Raw genomic sequence first — 20,037 nt, 5'->3', positions numbered from 1 at the left:
TTCCTCCCTGTAAGCGATTCAGTTGGCTGATTTTATCGAGATTTCGGACAGCTTGACGGTGCGGACTTGCGCCATCGAGCGATAGCCGGCCTCGACCAGCGCCATGGTCTTGACGTTGTCGGCCACCGATAATGCCGGCGGCGCGCCTGTCTTCACCGCATGCTGCAATTGCTCCATCACGCCGATGAAGGCATGCGGGAACCACATCGTGTCCCAGCTCGGGCTGACCCATTCGCCGCCGGTCGTCTCGGTCGAGGCATAGGTCAGCGTCGAGGCNTGGCGACACCCTTGGTGCCGTCGACGCGCCAGTTGATGTGCTGGTCGTCCAGATAGCCCTCCTGGCGCGGTCCGGACCAGACATCCTCCAGCGACACGGCGAGCACGCCGGAGGGAAAGCGCAGCGTCGAGACGGTGATGCCGTCGCTATGCTCGAATGTCGTGCGCGGGTCCTTGCGTGTCAGCGTGGTGATTTCCGAGGGATCGCCGAACAGAAAGCGCAGCACGTCGAGATGATGCACGCTCATATTGGCGAGCGTCAGCCGGTCGTAGTCCTGAAGGAAAGTCTGCCAGTGCGGGATCGCATGCATGTCGATCTGCGCAAAGACGATGTCGCCCAGTGCGCCGCTGTCGATGATCTGCTTCAGGACGCGCATCGATTGGTCGTAGCGCATGTTCTGATTGACCGAGAGTATCTTGCCGGACTTGGCTGCCTCGTCGCGCAGCTTCACGGCTTCATCGACCGACAGCGCCAGTGGCTTCTGCGCCAGGATCGCCTTGATGTGAGGCNAAGCGCAGCACGTCGAGATGATGCACGCTCATATTGGCGAGCGTCAGCCGGTCGTAGTCCTGAAGGAAAGTCTGCCAGTGCGGGATGGCATGCATGTCGATCTGCGCGAAGACGATGTCGCCCAGCGCGCCGCTGTCGATGATCTGCTTCAGAACGCGCATCGACTGGTCGTAGCGCATGTTCTGGTTGACCGAGAGGATCTTGCCGGACTTTGATGCTTCGTCGCGCAGCTTCACGGCTTCATCGACCGACAGCGCCAGTGGCTTCTGCGCCAGGATCGCCTTGATGTGAGGCTGCTTCAGCGCATGGCGGATCAGCGCCGGCTGCTGGTCGGGCGGAAAGGCAAGGTCGACGATCTCAATCTCGGAATCCTCGATCAGCTGTTCCGGCGTGTCGTGCACGGTCGGGATGCTCCAGCGTGCAGCTACCTTCTCGGCGCTGGCCTTGGTGCGCGAAGCGATGGCGACGACTGGGAAACCGGCCTGCGCATAGGCGGCAAGATGGCATTCGGCCATGATCATGCCGGCGCCNGCGATGGCGACGACTGGGAAACCGGCCTGCGCATAGGCGGCAAGATGGCATTCGGCCATGATCATGCCGGCGCCGATGCAACCGATCCGGTATTCTTTCGTGCGGACCTTCACGTCCGGCTCGAAGCCTTCGCTCGCCATGTCTTCCTCCCGCAATTCTGTTTTCGCAGCCGCGATCATCTCGCCAACGCGCCTCCGTCCTGCCCGAAATAATGCACCCGGGCCGGCTCGCAGGATATCGCTACCACCGCATCCGGCCTGATGTCGGGCTGGCCGCGCAGCAGCGCCTTCAGCCGCGCCTCTCCGGCGGCGAGCGTTACCACCGTGTAACCGCCAAGGGGCTCGACCTCGAATACGCGCGCCGGGCGGCCAGCGCCCCCGTCGACCCAGGGCCGGACCTTGATGTCCTCCGGCCTCAGCCCGATTTCGATCGCGTCGGCCGGAGCAGCGCGATCGTCGATGCTGACCGTGCCTTCGGCGGCCTCGACGCCATCTTCGCCGCGAACGGATTTAAGGATGTTCATCATCGGCGAACCAAGCAGTCGCGCCACATAGGTGTTCGCCGGGCGGTCGTAGATCTCGGACGGGGCGCCGATCTGTCGGATCCTCCCATTCTCCAGAATCGCGATGCGGTCGGCGATCGACATCGCCTCTTCCTGGTCATGGGTGACGTAGATCAGCGTCTTGCCGAGTTCGCGCTGGATGCGCTTGAGCTCGACGCGCGTTTCCTCGCGCAGCCGCGCATCGAGCGCAGAGATCGGGTCGTCCATCAGATAGGCGTTCGGGTCGCGCACCAGGGCCCGGGCTATGGCCACGCGTTGCCGCTCGCCACCGGAAAGCTGCGCCGGCGGCTTGTGAAGGATGTGGCCGATATGCAGCTTGGCGGCCACATCGGCGACACGCTTCTCGATCTGGGCCTCGGCGACCTTGCGCTCGACCAGCGGGAAACGCACATTGTCGCGCGCGCTCATATGCGGGAACAGCGCCAGGTTCTGGAACACCATGGCGACATTGCGCTCGGCCGGAGAGACGGTGTTGACCGGTTTGCCGCCGATCAGGATCTCTCCGGCGTCAGGCGTCTCCAGCCCGAGCACCAGGCGCAGGATTGTCGATTTGCCCGACAGCGGCGGCCCGAAGAAGCAGAAGAATTCGTTGTCATTGACGGTGAACGAGGCGTCGTCGACGGCGAGCGTCGTGCCGTAACGCTTGCTGACATTGCGAAAGACGATATCGGCCATGTCAACCTGCCTTCATCGCAATGCCGCTGCGGGCATCGAAGACACGCACGGACGATGCCACGGGGGCGACGACGGCAAGCTCGCCGATCGACAGTCCGACATTATTGTCGAACACCGCCTTCACGGCGGTCTCGCCATCGCCGAGATGGACGATGGTCCTCGCGCCGATCCGCTCGACGAAGCTCACCGGCATGGCGAGGCCCTGCCCGCTCTGCACCAGCGACACCTGTTCGGGCCGGAAGCCGTAAAGCACCTCAGAGCGCGATCCACGCAAGGTGGCGGCCAGCGCATCCGGCAGCGTCGGCGTGACCCCCAGCTGCCCGAGATCGACCACCAGGCCCCGGTCGCTCTCCGCCGGCCTTCCCTTCAGCAGGTTCATGCCCGGAGCGCCGATGAAGCGGGCGACGAAGACATTGGCTGGATTGTTGTAGACTTCCAGCGGCGTTCCCACCTGCTGCAGCACGCCCTGATCCATGACGGCAATGCGGTCGGCCATGGTCATGGCCTCGAGCTGGTCATGGGTGACGTAGACCATCGTCTGCCTGAACTGGCGCTGCAGCTGCTTGAGCTCGGTCCGCATTACCGCCCGGAAGGCGGCGTCGACATTGGACAGCGGCTCGTCGAGCAGGAAGATGGCCGGCTCCATGATCGCCGAGCGTCCGATTGCCACCCGCTGCAGGATGTTTACCGAGAGCCGGTCGGCCTTGCGGTCGAGCAGCGGCGTCAACTGCAGCAGCTCGGCGGTGGCGCCGACGCGGCGGTCGATCTCAGCTTTCGCCGCACCACGCATCCGCGGCCCGTAGCCAAGGTTCTGGCGCACCGTCATGTGGGTGAAGATGGCATAGTTCTGGAAAACGAAGCCGACGCCGCGCCGGCCCATCGGCACGCCGGCCATGTCGCGCTCGCCGAACAGGATCTTGCCGCTGGTCGGCTCCTCCATGCCGGCTATCATGTTCATCGTTGTCGACTTGCCGCAGCCCGAAGGCCCGAGCAGCGCCATGAACTCGCCATCGGCGATGTCGAGGTCCATGGTCTTCAGCGCCGTGAACTCGCCAAAGGTCTTGACCAGGTTGCGCAGCTGGATCGCGCTCATGCCGGCACCAGCCTTGCGCGCGCCATGCGCTTCATGGCCAATACCGCAACGATCGAAAGCACGACCAGGATGGCCAGCGCGATCGCCGCCACATAGCCCCAGATCAGGTCCTGCGTCGTGACCTTGTAGATGTAGACGGAGATCGTCTCCGTGGCGACGCCGGGGCCGCCGCCGGTCATGATGTAGAGCGTGTCGAAGATCTTGAAGTTCTCGATGACACGGATCGCCAGCGCGATGATGATGATCGTCTTCATCTTCGGCAGCACGATGGTGACGAAGCGCTGCCACGCATTGGCGCCGAGCAGGGTCGCCGCCTTGATCTGGTCCTGCGGCACGCCGACCAGGCCGGCAAGCAGGATCAGGAACATCAGCGGCGTCCATTGCCAGATGTCGGCGATGATCACCGCGATCAGCGCCAGCGTCGGGTCCGACAGCCAGGCGATGGTGACGCGTGACCCGCTGAGTGCCGACAGGATGTCGTTCAGCGGTCCGCCCGACTGGAATAGCATGAAGAACATGTAGCCGGCCACCGCTGGAACCACCATCATCGGCATCAGCAGGATCGAATATAAGATCCGCTTGCCCGGAAAATCGTCCGCGAACAGCGTCGCCAATGCCAGGCCAAGCAGGAATTCGACGGGCACGCACACGACCATGACGATGGCCGTGCGCCTCAGCGCGCTCCAGAAGCGCGCATCGGCGGCAAGGTCGGTGTAGTTGGCGAAGCTGTTCCACATCTCCCATGCGTTCCACCAGCCGAGGCCGGAGAGCGGCGACCAGTCGGTGACGCTGATGTAGAGCTGCATCAGCAGCGGGAAGACGGAGATGAAGAGCACCAGGATCTGCGCCGGCAGCGTCAGCCGGAATCCCAGCCGCGCTCCCTCGTCCCGCAGCGCGGGCTTGCCAAGCGCGGCCTTTGCGTCCTTCGAGACAGTCACGGTCACCGCGCTCATTGCTTGAGCGCGCCGAACGTCAGCCCGCGCACCAGATGGCGCTGGATGGCAATGCCCATGATGACCGGCGGCACCGCCGCGATAAGACCGAGCGCGGCCTTGGCGCCATAGAGTTGACCGGTCATCGAGGAGGACAGCGAGGCCATGTAGATGGGGATCGTCACCCATTCGCGCGTCGTCAGGAGCAGCGCGATCAGATAGTCCGACCAGTTGAGGATGAAGACGAAGAGGGCGGCGCTGGCCAGCGGTGCGCGCATCATCGGCAGCGTGATGCGGGTGAAGACGCGCAGCCGCGAACAACCTTCGACAAGCGCCGCTTCCTCGATCTCGCGCGGCATGTCGTCGAAGAAGGTCTTCATGAGCCAGAAAGCGAATGGCAGGGTGACGATGCCGTAGATCAGGGCCAGGCCAAACCAGCTGTCGGTGAAGTTCAGGAAGGCCCACATGATCATGACCGGGATCATCACCGCCATTGGCGGAAACAGCCTGAGCTGGATCAGCGCCAGCGGCAGGTTCTGGCCGGAGCCGAAACGCGACAGCCCGTAGGCCGCAGCCGTGCCCGCCGACATTGCGATCGCCGTGCCGAACACCGAAGACAGCAGCGACGACAGGATCGGCTTCAGCGCGGTGCGGTCGAGCGCCACGATCAGATTGTTGTTGGACTCGCCGAAGACGAACTGGAAATTGCCGAGCGTCGGGTTCTTCGGCCACCATGTCAGGTCGGCGCCGGTCGCCGACCATTCGGTGATCGGCTTGAAGGCCATCGACACCATCCACAGGATCGGTACCAGCGTCACCGCCATCGCCGCGAAGATCGCGGCGTAGCGGAATATCTCGAAGGGGACGGAACGCTTCATCTGGCTGCTTTGCTGGTGGCGTTGACTGCGGCGGGGAGGAACAGATGCTCCTCCCCTCCAGCGCTGATCCAGGGAGACGGATCAGCTGATCGGGTCGAGAACCGTCGGCCAGGCCTCCTTGTTCGTCCTGATGGCTTCGAGCAATTTGTCCTCGCCGATGCGGCGGGCGATCTTCTTCCACTCCGCTTCCGTGTCGGCCATCGCCTGTTCCGCTGTCTTGGCCTTGGTCAGCGACGCCATCAGATTTTCGTCCAATGCGTTGTGGAAGGCGGTGGCGCCGGGATAGTTGATCGTCGGCACCGTGCGGGCGACGGTCTCGCGCACCACGTCGATGTGGTAGGCGTGGTAGGTCTGGCGCACCAGCGGATCGGAGAAATCCGAGAGCCGGAACGGATCGAGATAGCCGCCCGGATTGGCGCTCATCCAGGCATATATGCGGGCGGAGCCCAGCCACTGCAGCAAAAGGTAGGCGACCTCCTGGTTTTTCGACTGAGACGAGACCATGCCGGTCAGCGAGAACCACAGCACGGAACGGCTGATCAGCTTGCCGTCGACTTCGCGGCCGGGCGGCAGCATCGAGCCGATCTTGCCGGTGACGGCGGAATCCTTGTTGCCGGCATTGTCGAGGAATTTCGGCAGGTTCGAGAAGGCGCAGGTCATCGCCGCGCCGCCCTTGGCGAAATTTCCATACTGCTCCGGCCAGCCCCAGGAGATCGCGTCCGGCGAGTGATGAACGAGCGAGCCGACATATTCGTTGGTGGCGGCAATGCCGTGCTCGGAATTGATCAGCGGCTTGCCGTCGTCGCCGAACAGGAACTGGTTGGGCGATGCCATCGAGACATAGCGCTGATACCAGTTGGTGTAGCCCCAACCCTGGTTGCGCAGGTCGGTGGAGCCGAACAGGCCCTTGTCGGGCCGCTGGAAGAAGCCCGCGATGTCACTGTGCTGCTTCCAGGTCTTCGGCGGCGCCAGATCGTAGCCGAATTTGTCCTTGAACGCCTTCTGCTCGGCGGCGTCGCCGAACAGGTCGGTGCGGTAGACCCAGGTCTGGAAGTCGCCGTCCAGCGACACGCCATAGTTGGACCCGCGATATTTGTTGAGCAGCGACACGCCCTTGGCGCCGTCGACATAGCCGGTCTTGGGATCGTCCCATTCGGGCTTGTACTGGGCGACGAAGTCGTCGAGCTTGGCGATGCCGCCGGTCTCGGCAAGGTCGCCGAGGCGGTTCCATTCCGTCGAGTAGATGTCATAGGCCCCACCCTTGGTGGAGATGTCCTGCATCGTCTTCGTGAATTCCTGGCCGTTCGGCAGGCCGACGATCTCGATCTGGATGCCGGTTTCCTTTTCCCACAGCTCCTTGATCGACGGCGCACCCGCCGGGAAAGGCTGTGTGAGTTGACCAATCGAGCCATCCGACAGGCCAAGCACGATCTTGGCCGGCGCCTTGCCTGCTCCCTTCAAGGCCTTGGCCGCCTCAACGGCACGGCCTTCCGGCGTGTCGGCGCCATATTGATAGCGCTCGGCGCCCTCGAAACCGGTGGGGCCGCCTACCATGCCTGGCGCCAGCGCGTCGGCCGCAACGGCACGGCCGGGACGGATGAATTGCGGTGCGATACCGGCCGCAGCCACGAACGCCGCCGCCTTTCCTCCGGACGCCAACAAGCCGCGTCGCGATATGCGGATCAAATCAGACATTGGAATTCCTCCCTCAGGCCCGATGTTTCCTCCACGAGCCCATTGAGGGATATTGACGGCAGCACCGGAAGGCTGTCAACATCATAAATACTCAAAATACATCGTAACACCGCAACTGCGGAGAAAATACGTCATGCAAAGGTCGACACACCGGCTCAATGCCTCGATTTGATGGGAAATCTGCCTTTCTGGCACGCGACTATCACGCCGGGCGACGCGATTTAGCCCAACTTCCTTGCGCATCGGCTTAGGCTGGATACATCATTTCCCATCAGAATCGCTGATNGGCGACGCGATTTAGCCCAACTTCCTTGCGCATCGGCTTAGGCTGGATACATCATTTCCCATCAGAATCGCTGATGGCTGGCAGCTGTGGCCGTCGGACGGGCTAGCGGCATTGTGCGATCTTATGCATTGAGGAGATGAAGACGGTGCGTTCCACCTTGACTGACATAGCCCGGGAAGCCGGCGTTTCCGCCGCCACCGTCGACCGCGTGCTGAACAACAGGCCCGGTGTGCGGGCGCGCACGCGTGAGATAGTGCTCGAAATGGCGCAGCGCCTCGGCTACATCGCGGAGGGCCCGAACGGAGCGCCGCCCAGGCCCTCACCTGGAGAGGTCATCCGTCTCGACTTCGCTCTGCCGGCCGGCACCAATTCCTTCATCAAGATGCTGCATCGACACATCGAGGCGCAGGCCCTAGCGCGCCCCGATCTCGACGTCCACATCGCCACCATAGAGGGCTTCAACCCCGACCGGCTCGCCCGCCTGCTGCAAGAATTGCGTGGACAGACACAAGGCGTCGGCGTGATCGCGCTCGATCATCCAACGGTGCGCGAGGCGATCCGCTCGCTGTCGGCCAATGACGTCAAGGTGGTGACCATCGCCTCCGACATCCTGCATGTTCCGAGAGTGGCCTATATCGGCATCGACAACCGCGCCGCGGGGCGGCTGGCCGGCTATCTGCTCAACCGCTTCATGGGATCGGAACGCCCAAGCAAGGTGGCGCTGTTCGCCGGCTCGCTGTCCTATCGCGGCCATGAGGAACGCGAGATGGGATTCCGGCACATCTTGACCGAGGAGTCGCCCAATCTCAAGATCGTCGAGATGCGCGAAATGCTGGATGACCGAGAGAAGGCTTATTCGGAAGCATCAGCGCTTCTGGACCGGCACCCCGATCTTGCCGCGATCTACAATGTCGGCGCCGGCAACACCGGCATCGCTCGGGCGCTCAAGGAGCGTGGACGCGCCAAAGACATTCTCTTTCTCGGCCACGAGGTGACAGACGGCACCAAGGAACTTTTGTTGGATGGGACGCTCGATGCGGTCATAGATCAAAATCCGCGCGTCGAGGCGCGGGAAGCGCTCAATATTTTAAGCCACTCTGTCAGGCACTTGAACTATGAACCGCATCAACCACGACTTCAGGTGATTTTCAAAGAGAATATACCTGAAATCTGATCAATGGATCCGTGATCTTATCGCAAAGCACAGCGTTGGCGTCGCCACCGGTCCCAAATACGAACGAGAGCCCGAATGATCTCGTCAAAGCCGCCGATCTGGCACTATTCCGTGCGAAGTCGGAGGGCCGAGATCGGGTCGTGGTTGATGGTGCATGAGAAGGCCGTCGCCCGTTGCAACTCGGTCAGCCTAAAAGACCAAGTCCACTCATAGCACCGAAGTCGCGAACGATTGGGGCGAAGAGGGTTCTGGATGTCGGCACGAAGCCGACGAATGGCATACGCCCGTCCGTCCGCGACGATCACCTGAGGCATCGCCCCGGCCCCTGGCGCACGAGCAGATATGTCGCAGGCAACCTCGTGTGTTATACACGCACGCTGACTTTTTGGGTCGGACACGAGATCGATGGACCAGGAAACGCTTCTTGCCGCAGTCCTCTTAGCTGATGTCGTGGGCAGCACGCCACTCTATGAGCGGATCGGAGACGATGCCGCTCTACAGCAGGTCTCGGATTGCCTGGACACGATGCGCGAGATCGTCGCCAAGCACGGTGGTGATTTCATTTACTCGAAGGGCGATGACATACTCAGCCTCTTCGAGAGCCCGGAAATGGCGCTGAGGGCCGTCTGCCAAATTACCCATCAACTGACTAAAGGGCCGTTGAGCGCCCGTATCGGATTGCATTTCGGGGCGGTCATTCGCGCGCGGGGCGCGATATTCGGTGACGTTGTCAATGTCACCGCAAGGTTGTCCACCACGGCGAACCCCGGAGAGGTGCTGATCAGCCAGAGCTTCTGCGAAGCCCTTTCCCCGAGAAGCCGCAAGGGCCTGCGGCTCCTCGACAAAATGGCCTTGAAGGGGAAGCAAGAGTTCTTCGATGTCTACACGCTGTGGAGCGACGATGGGGCCCCCGGTACGCAGATCACCAGCCATGGCGCCACTACAGATAGACGCTCGGTCCTGCCGCGGCAGATTCATCTGGTCATCCGCTACAGAGATCAGCTGCGATCCTGTCGAAACGGCGAATCCGTGACAATCGGCAGATCGGCGGAATGCGATATCATCGTCGAGCGGCCCTGGGTATCGAGGCGCCACGCCGCCTTCACCATATTGAATGGCAGAGCTCGGCTTCTCGAACGAAGCTCTTCGGGCACATTTGTGTCCATGGGACTCGGCCACGAAGTATTCGTACGCCGTGAAGATATTATCCTCTTCGGCTCCGGCGTCATCTCGCCTGGAGTGAAGTCGGCCCTCGACGAAGCCCAGCTTCTTCACTACGAAATTGTCTCGGATTGACCCGGCCCGGATACTAGCTCGACCGGTTTCGAGCTGGTTCGCTGGCGCCTCAATATCGCGCCGTACTCTTTGACAGCCATTGGAATCGACCGTTCACAAATGTGCCAAGGCCAATCCAGGAACGTCTGCTCTCGAAGTTGAACTGCGAAGAGCTGACTTCCGTTTCCCTCGCTGAGTTCGACGGAGCCGCGGCCGGTGCATCTCCCTCGCAGGATGCGGAGTTCTACCTGCTCCGAGGCCACATTCTGCAGGTGGATGGTTTCGGCAGCAAGCTGGCCCGCTCGATCGATGATGCGCTAGGTCTTGCCGCGAAAAGGCCGGTGCGTGGGAATTGTGCTGGACTGTCGGCCAGACAATGAGCTGGCGACGGGAGCGGCCGGCTGAAGCGGGATGCCCGGACCAATTCCCTGCCCTGTGTCGCCTTGATATCCCCAGGCGCTGAAGGTCAGCACAGGCTGTTGCAGCCCGGGTCGACGAACGCTTCATCAGACCATTTGCGCCGCAATAGCTCCTCGACCACCTGCGAAGGCTCGCGATTGGGCTACCGTCACGAAATTGGCGCAGAAGCGCAGACCACTGACATATCGCGACGTCGAGATGGAGCTCGATACCACCGTGTTTGCAGCACCGGGGAAAATTCCTCTTGGTCCGATCGAGTTCAAGTTGCTGCGCCACATGGCTCGAGAATCCTGAAAGGTGATCAGATGAATTCATCGCAGCTGGCTGGTCGCAGAAAGCCAGTGTGAGCGCCCAGGTGGTCGACGTTCACATGAGCCAGTCGCGAAAGTTGTTGAAGCAGTCGTCGCAGAGTTGCCATTCGCACCGTGCGGCTTGCCGGCTATTCTCTCGATGACACTGCGGGCTGACGATCTCGGCGATTGGGTTCAGAAAGGTCGCTGCGTGACGCCGCAAGGGGACCGACGCGATGGGAAAGGTCTTGGCAGCTAGGGGACTTAGCGCCACCAACATTGCAGCCGTGGCGCTACGCTAATCGAGAGAAAGTCGAGGCGTATAGAACAAGCGACATGAGCGTGTCGGATTGTTTGCATTCAAACAACCTTTGCGACGCTATCCGTGCCTTCGCCTTGCTGGTGCCGGAGGAAATCATGACGTCGCCCGACAATTCGGTCGAACTCGTTCGCGACAAGAAGTGGACGGTCCGCGTCACCGCCTACGGCAGCACCCTGACGTTTCCGTTCGAAGCAGAAAGCTATGCACGTTCTTACGCCGATGGTCAGGCATTCCGTCTCGGCGTTCAGGTGGCGGAACTGAAGCGATGCGGCTGACACTTTGTCGACGCGTTGGCGGATAGCCTGCATCGCGATCGGAACGAATAGGTCGCTGATTGCAGCCTCGCGATTTTTCCATCAAATCCCGCCTGCAATCTTGACAGCAACTCGGCAAAATCCCTCGCCGACTAGTGTTGTCATATGAGCTGGAGCTTTCCTCGCCGCCGGTGGTAGGCGGGATACGCTGCCGGGAAAGCCCTCTTTTCGCATAGACGCGAACCTTGTGCTTTTCCATCTCAAGGCTGATTGGCGGCTGGATGCGCGCGCCGTCTTTCATATTCTGCCATCGGCCCGCGCGGAGCGTGGAATCAACGGCGGGGAAGCGGATGATGTTTCCTGTTTGCGCTCGCGTAGCGCAAGAAACGCTGCGAAGAGCATGATAGCCATGCCGATGATGTCGATCAGGCTAACCTCCTCGCCGTAGGTGATGATGCCAAGCACGACGGCAATCACGGGTGAGACGAAGGCAAATGCTCCGGCGCGCGAGGCGCCGATTTCGTGCAGGAGCTGGATAAAGAGTGTGTAGCCTATGAACGAACCAAACAGCACGAGGAACAGCCACCCGACCCAGGCCGGCCAGCCCCAATCGCCTTTTAGAGCCGCGGCCGCGCCTGGCTCCACAACGAGTGAGATGAGAATTAGGAATGCGCCCCCGAAAAGGGTGGTGAAGCCGGCGATGAAGTCCGATGAATATACCTCAAGAAGCGGCCGCGCGAGCACCGAACCCCATGCATAGATTACAGCTGCCGACGCCACCGCTGTCATCGCCAGCAGCCGGAGCCCCCTGCCCTGCTGGTCTGCGTGTGTCCAACTAGCATAGGCTTCGGGCCCGAACAGGACGCACAGACCGGCCGCACCGAGCAAAATCGCAAAGAGCCTGCGGCCGTCATAGCGTTCGTCCCCCAGAAGCAACGCAAAGCCAAGCAGCGTGACGGGGGTCAGCGAAAGCTCAAGAACAGCCGCGGTGCCCGTATCGATGTAGAGCATGCCCCAAAAGAGTGGGCCATAGCAAAGCGGAATCATAAACAACGTAACAACGAAAAGGCGCGGCCAACTCCTTTTCGCCACCCCTGGTAGAGCAGCGCCCCTTAGGCGCGTCGCACTGAGGATCAGCAAGCCGGCTACTGTAAAACGCGTGCCTGCGAACATCAGAGGCGGCACGGTGGCGATCCCTGCCTTGATACCGATCCACGTGGTGCCCCAGATCACACATAAAACCAAAAATGTCGCTGTGTTGCGGTTCATCGGAAGCAGCCTTCGCTGGGCGTTGTTGGTTCGTCGTAACGGCCACAAGACGTTTATTTCGTTACAACGGCCTCTTGCCAATACGGTTCCGCCAACCGATGTTTCCGGGATGGATTTTGCGAAGACTATCGTCGACATGCGCATGGTTGGCGGTCACGCCTGCCTGGACTTCGTCAACACGGTCGACGCGCGACGCGATGTATGGGGCCCAGACCTCTTGCAGACCTATGCCGACCTGGTCGTCTGGGCTGGACGTGCCGATTTGATCGACGTCGATGAGGCGCGAGCACTGCTCGCGGAGGCTTCCGCCCGCCCGCTCCTTGCGGAGGCGGCATTGGAAAAGGCCAAGATTTTGCGCGAGGCCGTTTACGCGGCTCTCCAGGCCGAGGCGGCAGGCGCCCGGGTGCCGGACGATGCCTTGCAAATCGTGCGCGATGCAGTCGCCCTAGCCCTGCCGAAGCGCTCGCTTTTCCCGTCCGGCGACCGCCTCGCTTGGCAGTGGACCGACGCAGCCAGTCTGAACACGATCGGCCACCGCGTGGCCTTTGAGACAGCCGAGTTTTTGGTGTCCAGGAATGACCGCCGCCGCGTGCGCGAGTGCACCGGGCCGAACTGCGGTTGGCTTTTCATTGACACCTCGCGTGGCGGGCGCAGGCGGTGGTGCTCGGATGAGAGCTGCGGCACACGCAGCCGGGTAAGGCGCTTCAGGGCAAAAGCCGCAGGGAACATGGCTCCCAACAGCAAGAATTAGTATCTGACGCCAGGCTTGGATGACCAACGCAGCATAGTTGGCTTCACGCTGTCCCTGTCGCTGTTTGTCCAACGAAGCTGGTCTCGCGAGCGACTGTGGCCAAGACTGTGGAGAACACAGCCGGCGCGGCAAGCCATCATCGCGTTCCAGAGCGGGTTGCTTCGGGGCCGCCTACCTCGCCACGCTTCGATCGGTCGATCTGCTCAAACTTGACGGGAACTCCGGTAGCGTTACGGCGTTTTTCTCAGTCCGAAACAAACAAGGATAGGTGCCATGGACTGGAACCGTGTCGAAGGCAATTGGAAGCAGGTAAAGGGCAAGGTCAAGGAACAGTGGGGCAAACTCACAGACGATGATCTGGACCGTATTGCCGGTAACCGCGATCAGTTGGAAGGCAAGATTCAGGAGCGCTACGGCATTGAGAAGGACCGCGCTCAGCGCGACATCGATGACTGGTATGGCCGGCAAGGCTGGTAGGTCGCCGGTTCCAAACTGAACTTGAAAAAGGGCTCCGAGAGGTACGGCGCCCTTTTTTGCCGCGCTTCCTGTCGCCTTTTCGTCTCACGACAATAGCGCTCACGGAGAGACGTGGAACCGCCAAAGGTGCCCGTCGTTATCTGGTTCTCGAAATTACATTGGGGGATTAGTTGGACAGAGACGACGCCTCAGCGATCGCAACTGGAGTTAGCGGGCTCGACTACATTCTTCGTGGCGGCTACGCCAGGAACCGCTCCCATCTTATCGAAGGGAAACCAGGTTCTGGAAAAACCACTCTTGGCCTCCAGTTTTTGATCGAGGGCGCCAAGAAAGGCGAGACATGCCTTTACATCACTTTGTCAGAAAGCAAGCGCGAACTGCTCTCGGTTGCTGGCCGTCACGGCTGGGACCTGAAGGCGGTGCAAATTCTTGAACTTGTGCCGCCGGAGCTCAGTTTCGATCCGGCGCAGCTACAGACCTTGATCCATTCCTCGGAATTGGAACTCGGCGAAACCGTGCAGTCTGCCATGGCCGAGATCGGACGCGTCAGACCCGATCGCGTGGTGTTCGATTCGCTCTCTGAAATTCGACTTTTATCGCAAGGGTCATTGCGGTATCGGCGCCAGGTGTTGGCATTGAAGAGCTTCTTCATGCTCAACAATGTGACGGTGCTTATGCTCGACGACCTGACGGCTGAGCAGGATGACCTCAATTTGCATTCGATCAGTCACGGCGTCATTCGGATGGAGCAGCTGTCGCCCGTCTATGGTGGAGAGCGTCGGCGGCTACGCGTGATCAAAATGCGCGGCGTGCAGATCCGGGGCGGCTTTCACGATTTCGTAATTCGCCCAGGCGGCGTTGTCGCCTATCCGCGGCTCGTTGCAGCCGAGCATGAGGTGGCCGAGCATGATACGCCGGCCATGAGCAACAACCGGATCGACACCCTGCTTGGCGGCGGGCTGGCCCGTGGTACCAGCACGATGCTGATGGGGCCGTCTGGCGTTGGCAAGTCTACCATTGCCTGCACCTATTGCTATGCCGCACTCGAGCGTGGCGAGCGTGTGCTGGTGCTTTTGTTTGACGAGACAAAGCGCATCTTCTTGGCGCGCGCCGCCGGGCTCGGCATGCACCTGGAGCCGTTTGCCGAGGACGGCACGCTGATGCTTGAATGTGTCAATCCGGCTGAGCTTTCACCAGGCGAATTATCTTCGCGCATCCAAGCGGCCGTCGAAGAATCCAATGTGCGGATCGTCGTGATCGACAGCCTAACCGGCTATCTCAATGCCATGTCCGAAGAACAGCATCTGGTGCTTCAGATGCACGAGATCCTCACCTATCTCAATCAGAAGGCAGTGGCGACGATCCTGCTGTTGGCCAATCACGGGCTGTTTGGGCAAACGGCAGCGCCGGTCGATATGACCTATCTCTGCGATTCCATCATGCTTCTACGCTTCTTCGAGAACGCAGGTCAGTTGAGACGCGCGATTTCGGTTGTCAAGAAACGTGTCGGCCCCCATGAAGAGACGATTCGTGAGTTTAAAATCGGCGGTAACGGCGTGGCCGTAGGTGAGCCACTGGAACAATTCCGCGGCATCCTGATGGGATCTCCGGAATTTGAAGGCAAGCAGACAGACCTTCTGAGGGACAAGGCGCTGTGATGTCGTCCAGCCCCGCCGTTCTCGTGCTGGCGCCGCTTGGCCGTGACGCGAGGATCGCGGCCTCCATCCTGGCTACAAACCAGATTGCCTCGCGTGTGTGCGGCAGCTTGGAAGAGGCAGTGCCGCTTCTCGACGAGGCTCAGTGCCTTGTCGTGGCCGAGGAGGCCCTGCTCAGTTCCGATCGAACGCAGTTTGCGGCCTGGCTTGAAGCCCAACCCGCATGGTCGGATTTTCCGATCGTGCTTCTGACGATGCGGGGGAACGAAGTCGACACGCGGATGGCATTTCTGGACCGCTATCTGATCGTGCTTGAACGGCCATTTCTGGCTTCGAGCCTCGCCAACTCGGTGCGCTCCGCCTTGCGTGCCCGCGCCCGCCAGCGTGAGGTCCAGTCCTACATCGAACAGAAGCGGGAGGTCGCCGATCGGCAGAAATTGCTCATCCGCGAGCTGCATCACCGCGTCAAGAACACGCTGGCCAACGTTCGCGCCATGATGGGCGCGACGGCCAAGTCGAGCGGCAACGTCGATGATTTCGTACGCGATTTTTCAGCCAGGCTCGTTTCCCTGGCCCAGACCCATTCGATGCTTACCGACGATTATTGGCAGACTGCCTCCCTGCACAAGCTGCTCGAAAGCGAGCTTGACCACTATGAGACGCGCGACAGGCCGCGTATCGTTATGGAAGGCCCGAACGTAGCGCTAGTCGCCGACATTGCGGTCCCCGTCGGGATGGCTTTCCACGAACTGGCCTCCAATTCGTCGAAGTTTGGCGCGCTTTCGCAAACGGGAGGCCGCCTTGATGTCCGCTGGTCGTTAGGCGGGTCCGGCGATACACAGATCGTCAATCTTGACTGGCGGGAACGAGATGGGCCGAAAGTCGAGCAGCCCAGTCGCCGGGGGTTTGGCACGACACTTCTGGAAAAAGTCGTGACCGTGCAATGCAACGCAAAGATCGAATTGAACTACCATCGTGACGGCTTGCAGTTCACCATGGCCTTGCCGTTGCGAAACACGCGCCTTGTGCCGGCTTACTGAGCGGCAACGGAAAGGCAGGCTGGGCGCCGCGATAGGGATTAACTGAGCGTCACTCGGCAGGCTGGTCTAGCGCTTTAGCCAAAACATCAGTTCCGAAAAAGACCGCCTCTATATCTCCCATATGCCTCTGCAACATTGCGAGAGCTCCGGCGTGGTCTATGCGGCCGACCTTGGTGATGAAGTCGAACTCGTGCCGCGGCGCTGTGACCCGGGTCATGCGTCCTAGACGAAACTTTGGGCTCCCGGAGCTCAGCTTTGTCGCCTTCGTGGTCACCCCCCGCCATTTTGATCACGATCCTCGTTGATAGCCGGATGCGCATCTGAATCATCTGCGACCCGTCGGGGTTCCGACTGGCGTCGTAAAAAAACAAGAGGCCCGCAGGCAGGCTCGATCGACGGTCAGCTATCCCGAACAGCAAACGAAATCACCCTCGCCTTTGGCCAACCAACTTTCGCCAGATCACCTTCGCAATGCCTGCGGCCCCAGTCCGGTCGGACAGCCCGCGCCTCTGGCGGCCGAAGTGAGGCGCCGGGAACATACAACGTCGGTCGTTGTTTCTCTGATCAGGAGGAAAGATAATGGCAGACGATAAGAGCAAGCGTGATTTTCGAGATCGCAACCGTGTATCAGTCGATGAAGATTATGAGGTTCGCTATTTCGCCAAACAGCATCGTATCACGCCAGAACAGGTCCGCGAGCTAATCAGAGAACACGGCAACGACCGGAAGAGGCTCGAACGCGAGGCAAGAAACGGGCTGATATCGGCTGATGGTCGCGACGCATCACGCGGCTTTTCGACGAGCGGGTCTGAATGGCTGCGCGAGCGTGAAAACGTCTGGCCGGATGCCCGCCTCGACTTGCTTCCATGTGACCGGGTGGGCAATTGGGAAGCCGAGCCGCGCTCGCGGGGAAAAAGCGCCTATTGCGGTATTGCCCCGTCCGTTGCGGAGATAGTCGAGAAAGATCCGGCCTCCTCGGGCGGCGGGGTCAGCTGACAACAGGTATCGGTCAGGATCGGTATCAACCAGACGGTGGGCGAGCGACTTGGCCAGTTTCCGGGCGCTGTCATGGTTCATCTTCGCAACGAGTGGGGCCATCAAGTGGATGCCTTTGCCGCCAGTGACCTTTGGCCAGCTCTCCAAGCCTGCCGCTTCCAAGATGCCCCGTAGCGCCAGCGTGGCCTCGATCACAGCGTCCCATGGCACGCCTTCTCCGGGATCGAGGTCGAGGACGAGCCGGTCCGCATGTTCGATGTCGTCAATCGTCGCGTTCCAAAGATGAAGCTCAACGGCATCCATCTCGACCAAGCCAAGCAGACCATCCATGTCATCTATCCATACCCGAATGCCTTCGCCGCCTTCGCGCTTTTGAACGCGGAGCTGGTGCACGGACGCCGGTATCCGAGGTAGCGGTCCCTTGTGATAGAAGGTTGCGCCGGAGGCGTGGCGGACCAGCTTCAGCGGTCGCCGAACCAGATGAACTAGAGCTTGATCAGCGACCCGCCGCCAATAGTCTGCCAGCTCTTCCTTGGAAGGTGCAACCGCATCGGGTAGCAGTTGGAGAATGTTCTCGCGCGGGACGCCGTGTTGGCCATCCGACCTCCGCTTGGACGGCGATGGAGGCTTGGGCGGGATTGCCTGAAGGTCCTCGCGGAGTCCCTTGAAGACCGCCTCACGCAAGATGCCCCGGTCCGACACGCCACTGAATTGCACCTCGGCGAGAACGTCTGGTTTGACCCATGTCGCCTTGGGCTTTTTGATCGGCTCCGACAGCGGTGACTTGGCGACAACAAGCGGATCAAGCCGCTCCCTAACGCGCCGGGCTGCGTCCAGCGTATAGCCGGTCTGGGCCTTCCCGGCATAAAGCAGCCGGTCGCCCTCTCGCCTGCCGATGTACAACGATGCGATGCGGCGCGGCTGCGCGCCAAGTTTCTCGACGAAAGCCACGATTGGAAAAGTGTCGCTCTTGACACATTTGACCTTGACCCAACTGGTCTGGACGCCCGAGCGGTAGTGAGCATCCGCTCGCTTCGATACGATTCCCTCTATGCCCATCCGGCAGGCATGGTCGAACATATCCTTGCCGTTCACCTCCAGATGCTCGGCATAAGTCAGGGTTGGCTCGGTTTCGGTCAGCAGCTTCTTCAGCGCAGCCTTGCGCTTCACTAACGGTTGTTCCCGTAGATCACGGCCATCGAGGTACAGGAGGTCGAAAGCGTAGAGAGTCATCCGTAGCGAACTTGGGTTGCCCAGCTCCCGTTCCAGGGCTTGATAGTCCGGCAGGCCGGTGTCGCCCAGGACGACAGCTTCACCATCGATGATAGCGGATTTGACCGGCAGGCTTGCCGCGGCCTGAACAATCCCCTTGTAACGGTGGGACCAATCGTAGCCGCGACGCGTGAATGCTCGCGCCTTTCCGCCTTCAACGACCAGCTGCGTCCTGTAGCCGTCATATTTGATCTCGTGAAGCCAATCTCCGCCTTCGGGAGCTTTCTCGACCAGTGTGGGCGATTGGAACTCGATGAACGAAAGCCGGTCAATGGCACTGGTCATATGCTCGCGACTCCAGGAATCGCGACTCAAGCCCCAGCGCCCCTGTCGGTTCCGAGCCTTTTAGAAGAATTGCATCGCGACGATTGGTTATCCGCCTCACTTGTTGATGTGACGGCGCAGCAGAGTGACGTTGCGATTGTTCGCCTTAAAATAGACGTCGAAGATCGAGCCGAGAATTGGGACACTTCCTACGAGCGTATCCAGCAGCACGTTGCCTAGCATGCGAGCGACCAAGCCATTTCCGGCACCGACGTTTCGAGCTCGCAAGACGATGTAGGCCGAGACAATGCCCGTCGCCGCATCTCCGAGTACGGGGACCAGACCTACGAGCGCATCCAGTCCAAAACGAATTGATGTGCCTGGAATGCGCCAGCGGGAATCGAGTAGCGCGGCCAATAGATCCAACTCGGCAAGTACGTTTGCTGTATCACCACCGTGACCGCCCTGCCCGATCATGCCAACTCGCGCGCCAGTACGATTTAGTATCTCTCCCTGATGGATAGCCGTCACCTTAGATATCGCTTTGACCGCCTGAATTCGCTTGCGTCCTGTGCGATGGCACGTCGTCGAGCAAGGTCGTCTCACCGGAGCTTTTCGGCGCCTCAACGGGCAATTCACCAGTAGGCGTCATNGCACGTCGTCGAGCAAGGTCGTCTCACCGGAGCTTTTCGGCGCCTCAACGGGCAATTCACCAGTAGGCGTCATTTTGCTGACGGCCTCAGGCAAATCTCGCGTGATCCGGCTTATGAGCTCCTCGCGCGAAAGGCCGGTCTGCATCGAGAGGGAAGTCAGGGTGTCTTCGTCTATGGCTGCTTCCACCTCGCTTGGCTGGATCGGCTCGTTCGGCCCGGTGCCTACCCACGAATCGACCTTCGATCCGGCGCCTGCCCCTCTGAACCGGTCGAGAATATCGCCAAGCGCGGTCCCCGAAACGCCGTTTGAAAGCTGATCTAGAATCCCGCCTTGCGGATCATTTGGGTTGCGATCGCCCGCTCCACGGATCATGTCGCCGATCTTGTCGCGATTTTGGTATGCCAAGACGCCGAGCATCGCGATCGCCAATNGCCAATTTTCCCAGGTTAGCCATTGGTACCTCCACTGTTCAATGGACAAGGGCT

General features: G+C 60.7%; 16 protein-coding genes and 3 pseudogenes. 8 read left to right on the top strand and 11 right to left on the bottom strand.

The window, feature by feature from the left end:
• Positions 1-18: 18 nt before the first annotated feature.
• The 7 genes and pseudogenes from X750_RS1000000167280 to X750_RS134935 all read right to left on the bottom strand — a co-directional run.
• Positions 19-782: pseudogene (locus X750_RS1000000167280) on the bottom strand (Gfo/Idh/MocA family oxidoreductase); the annotation flags it as partial.
• A gap of 7 nt (positions 783-789) precedes the next feature.
• Positions 790-1,458, bottom strand: a pseudogene (locus X750_RS134910) (Gfo/Idh/MocA family oxidoreductase); the annotation flags it as partial.
• Positions 1,459-1,493: 35 nt separating this feature from the next.
• On the bottom strand, positions 1,494-2,555 hold the full coding sequence (locus X750_RS134915) for an ABC transporter ATP-binding protein (protein WP_023748982.1): 1,062 nt from the start codon (positions 2,553-2,555) through the stop codon (positions 1,494-1,496).
• Position 2,556: 1 nt separating this feature from the next.
• Positions 2,557-3,648 (bottom strand): ABC transporter ATP-binding protein, encoded by a 1,092-nt coding sequence (locus tag X750_RS134920; RefSeq protein WP_023715434.1) that lies wholly within the window; start codon positions 3,646-3,648, stop codon positions 2,557-2,559.
• Positions 3,645-4,601 carry a sugar ABC transporter permease gene (locus tag X750_RS134925; protein WP_023748981.1) on the bottom strand — a complete coding sequence of 319 codons (957 nt, stop codon included), beginning with the start codon at positions 4,599-4,601 and terminating at the stop codon, positions 3,645-3,647. The genes X750_RS134920 and X750_RS134925 overlap by 4 nt, the downstream gene beginning before the upstream one ends.
• On the bottom strand, positions 4,598-5,458 hold the full coding sequence (locus X750_RS134930) for a carbohydrate ABC transporter permease (protein ID WP_023715433.1): 861 nt from the start codon (positions 5,456-5,458) through the stop codon (positions 4,598-4,600). The genes X750_RS134925 and X750_RS134930 overlap by 4 nt, the downstream gene beginning before the upstream one ends.
• Positions 5,459-5,539: 81 nt before the next feature.
• A complete protein-coding gene (locus X750_RS134935; RefSeq protein WP_023682259.1) occupies positions 5,540-7,153 on the bottom strand; it encodes an extracellular solute-binding protein in 1,614 nt (537 codons plus the stop codon).
• Positions 7,154-7,584: 431 nt separating this feature from the next.
• Here X750_RS134935 and X750_RS134940 point away from each other — a divergent pair, with 431 nt between their 5' ends.
• From X750_RS134940 to X750_RS0134115, 3 genes are all read left to right on the top strand, one after another.
• Positions 7,585-8,613, top strand: coding sequence for a LacI family DNA-binding transcriptional regulator (locus X750_RS134940; protein WP_023669472.1), 1,029 nt, complete (start codon positions 7,585-7,587; stop codon positions 8,611-8,613).
• Positions 8,614-9,018: 405 nt separating this feature from the next.
• Entirely contained in the window at positions 9,019-9,909 is an 891-nt protein-coding gene (locus X750_RS134945) for an adenylate/guanylate cyclase domain-containing protein (protein WP_023715432.1), read from the top strand.
• A gap of 1,025 nt (positions 9,910-10,934) precedes the next feature.
• Positions 10,935-11,195, top strand: coding sequence for a hypothetical protein (locus tag X750_RS0134115; protein WP_023682263.1), 261 nt, complete (start codon positions 10,935-10,937; stop codon positions 11,193-11,195).
• 276 nt (positions 11,196-11,471) lie between these two features.
• Here X750_RS0134115 and X750_RS134960 read toward each other — a convergent pair whose 3' ends face one another.
• Complete coding sequence (locus X750_RS134960) at positions 11,472-12,443, bottom strand: EamA family transporter (protein WP_023682264.1); 972 nt, start codon at positions 12,441-12,443, stop codon at positions 11,472-11,474.
• On the opposite strand from X750_RS134960, the gene X750_RS1000000167275 reads away from it, so the two are divergent.
• The 5 genes and pseudogenes from X750_RS1000000167275 to X750_RS1000000165440 all read left to right on the top strand — a co-directional run.
• The gene (locus X750_RS1000000167275) at positions 12,430-13,194 is read left to right on the top strand and encodes a CGNR zinc finger domain-containing protein (protein WP_156932491.1); all 765 of its coding nucleotides are present in this window, start codon (positions 12,430-12,432) and stop codon (positions 13,192-13,194) included. The two genes, X750_RS134960 and X750_RS1000000167275, sit on opposite strands and share 14 nt — an antisense overlap.
• A gap of 273 nt (positions 13,195-13,467) precedes the next feature.
• Positions 13,468-13,671, top strand: coding sequence for a CsbD family protein (locus X750_RS134970; protein ID WP_023682266.1), 204 nt, complete (start codon positions 13,468-13,470; stop codon positions 13,669-13,671).
• 170 nt (positions 13,672-13,841) lie between these two features.
• Positions 13,842-15,329: an ATPase domain-containing protein gene (locus X750_RS134975; RefSeq protein WP_023682267.1), complete on the top strand. Its 1,488-nt coding sequence runs from the start codon at positions 13,842-13,844 to the stop codon at positions 15,327-15,329.
• Positions 15,326-16,366, top strand: coding sequence for a sensor histidine kinase (locus X750_RS134980; RefSeq protein WP_023682268.1), 1,041 nt, complete (start codon positions 15,326-15,328; stop codon positions 16,364-16,366). Before X750_RS134975 ends, X750_RS134980 begins: the two co-directional genes overlap by 4 nt.
• A gap of 579 nt (positions 16,367-16,945) precedes the next feature.
• Positions 16,946-17,098 (top strand): annotated as a pseudogene (locus tag X750_RS1000000165440) (DUF3606 domain-containing protein); the annotation flags it as partial.
• Between the two features lie 51 nt (positions 17,099-17,149).
• Here X750_RS1000000165440 and ligD read toward each other — a convergent pair.
• The 3 genes from ligD to X750_RS134995 all read right to left on the bottom strand — a co-directional run bounded on the left by ligD (position 17,150) and on the right by X750_RS134995 (position 19,981).
• Positions 17,150-18,919 (bottom strand): DNA ligase D, encoded by a 1,770-nt coding sequence (gene ligD / locus X750_RS134985; RefSeq protein ID WP_023705656.1) that lies wholly within the window; start codon positions 18,917-18,919, stop codon positions 17,150-17,152.
• 96 nt (positions 18,920-19,015) lie between these two features.
• Positions 19,016-19,375, bottom strand: a complete 360-nt coding sequence (locus X750_RS134990; protein WP_032891802.1) for a DUF4112 domain-containing protein — start codon at positions 19,373-19,375, stop codon at positions 19,016-19,018.
• 171 nt (positions 19,376-19,546) lie between these two features.
• The gene (locus X750_RS134995; RefSeq protein WP_023748980.1) at positions 19,547-19,981 is read right to left on the bottom strand and encodes a YidB family protein; all 435 of its coding nucleotides are present in this window, start codon (positions 19,979-19,981) and stop codon (positions 19,547-19,549) included.
• Between the last annotated feature and the right edge of the window lie 56 nt (positions 19,982-20,037).

The organism is Mesorhizobium sp. LNJC391B00, assembly GCF_000502535.1.
Classification (GTDB): domain Bacteria; phylum Pseudomonadota; class Alphaproteobacteria; order Rhizobiales; family Rhizobiaceae; genus Mesorhizobium.
The sequence above is the reverse complement of the archived record's forward strand: the minus strand, read 5'-3'. Positions and strand labels throughout refer to the sequence as shown.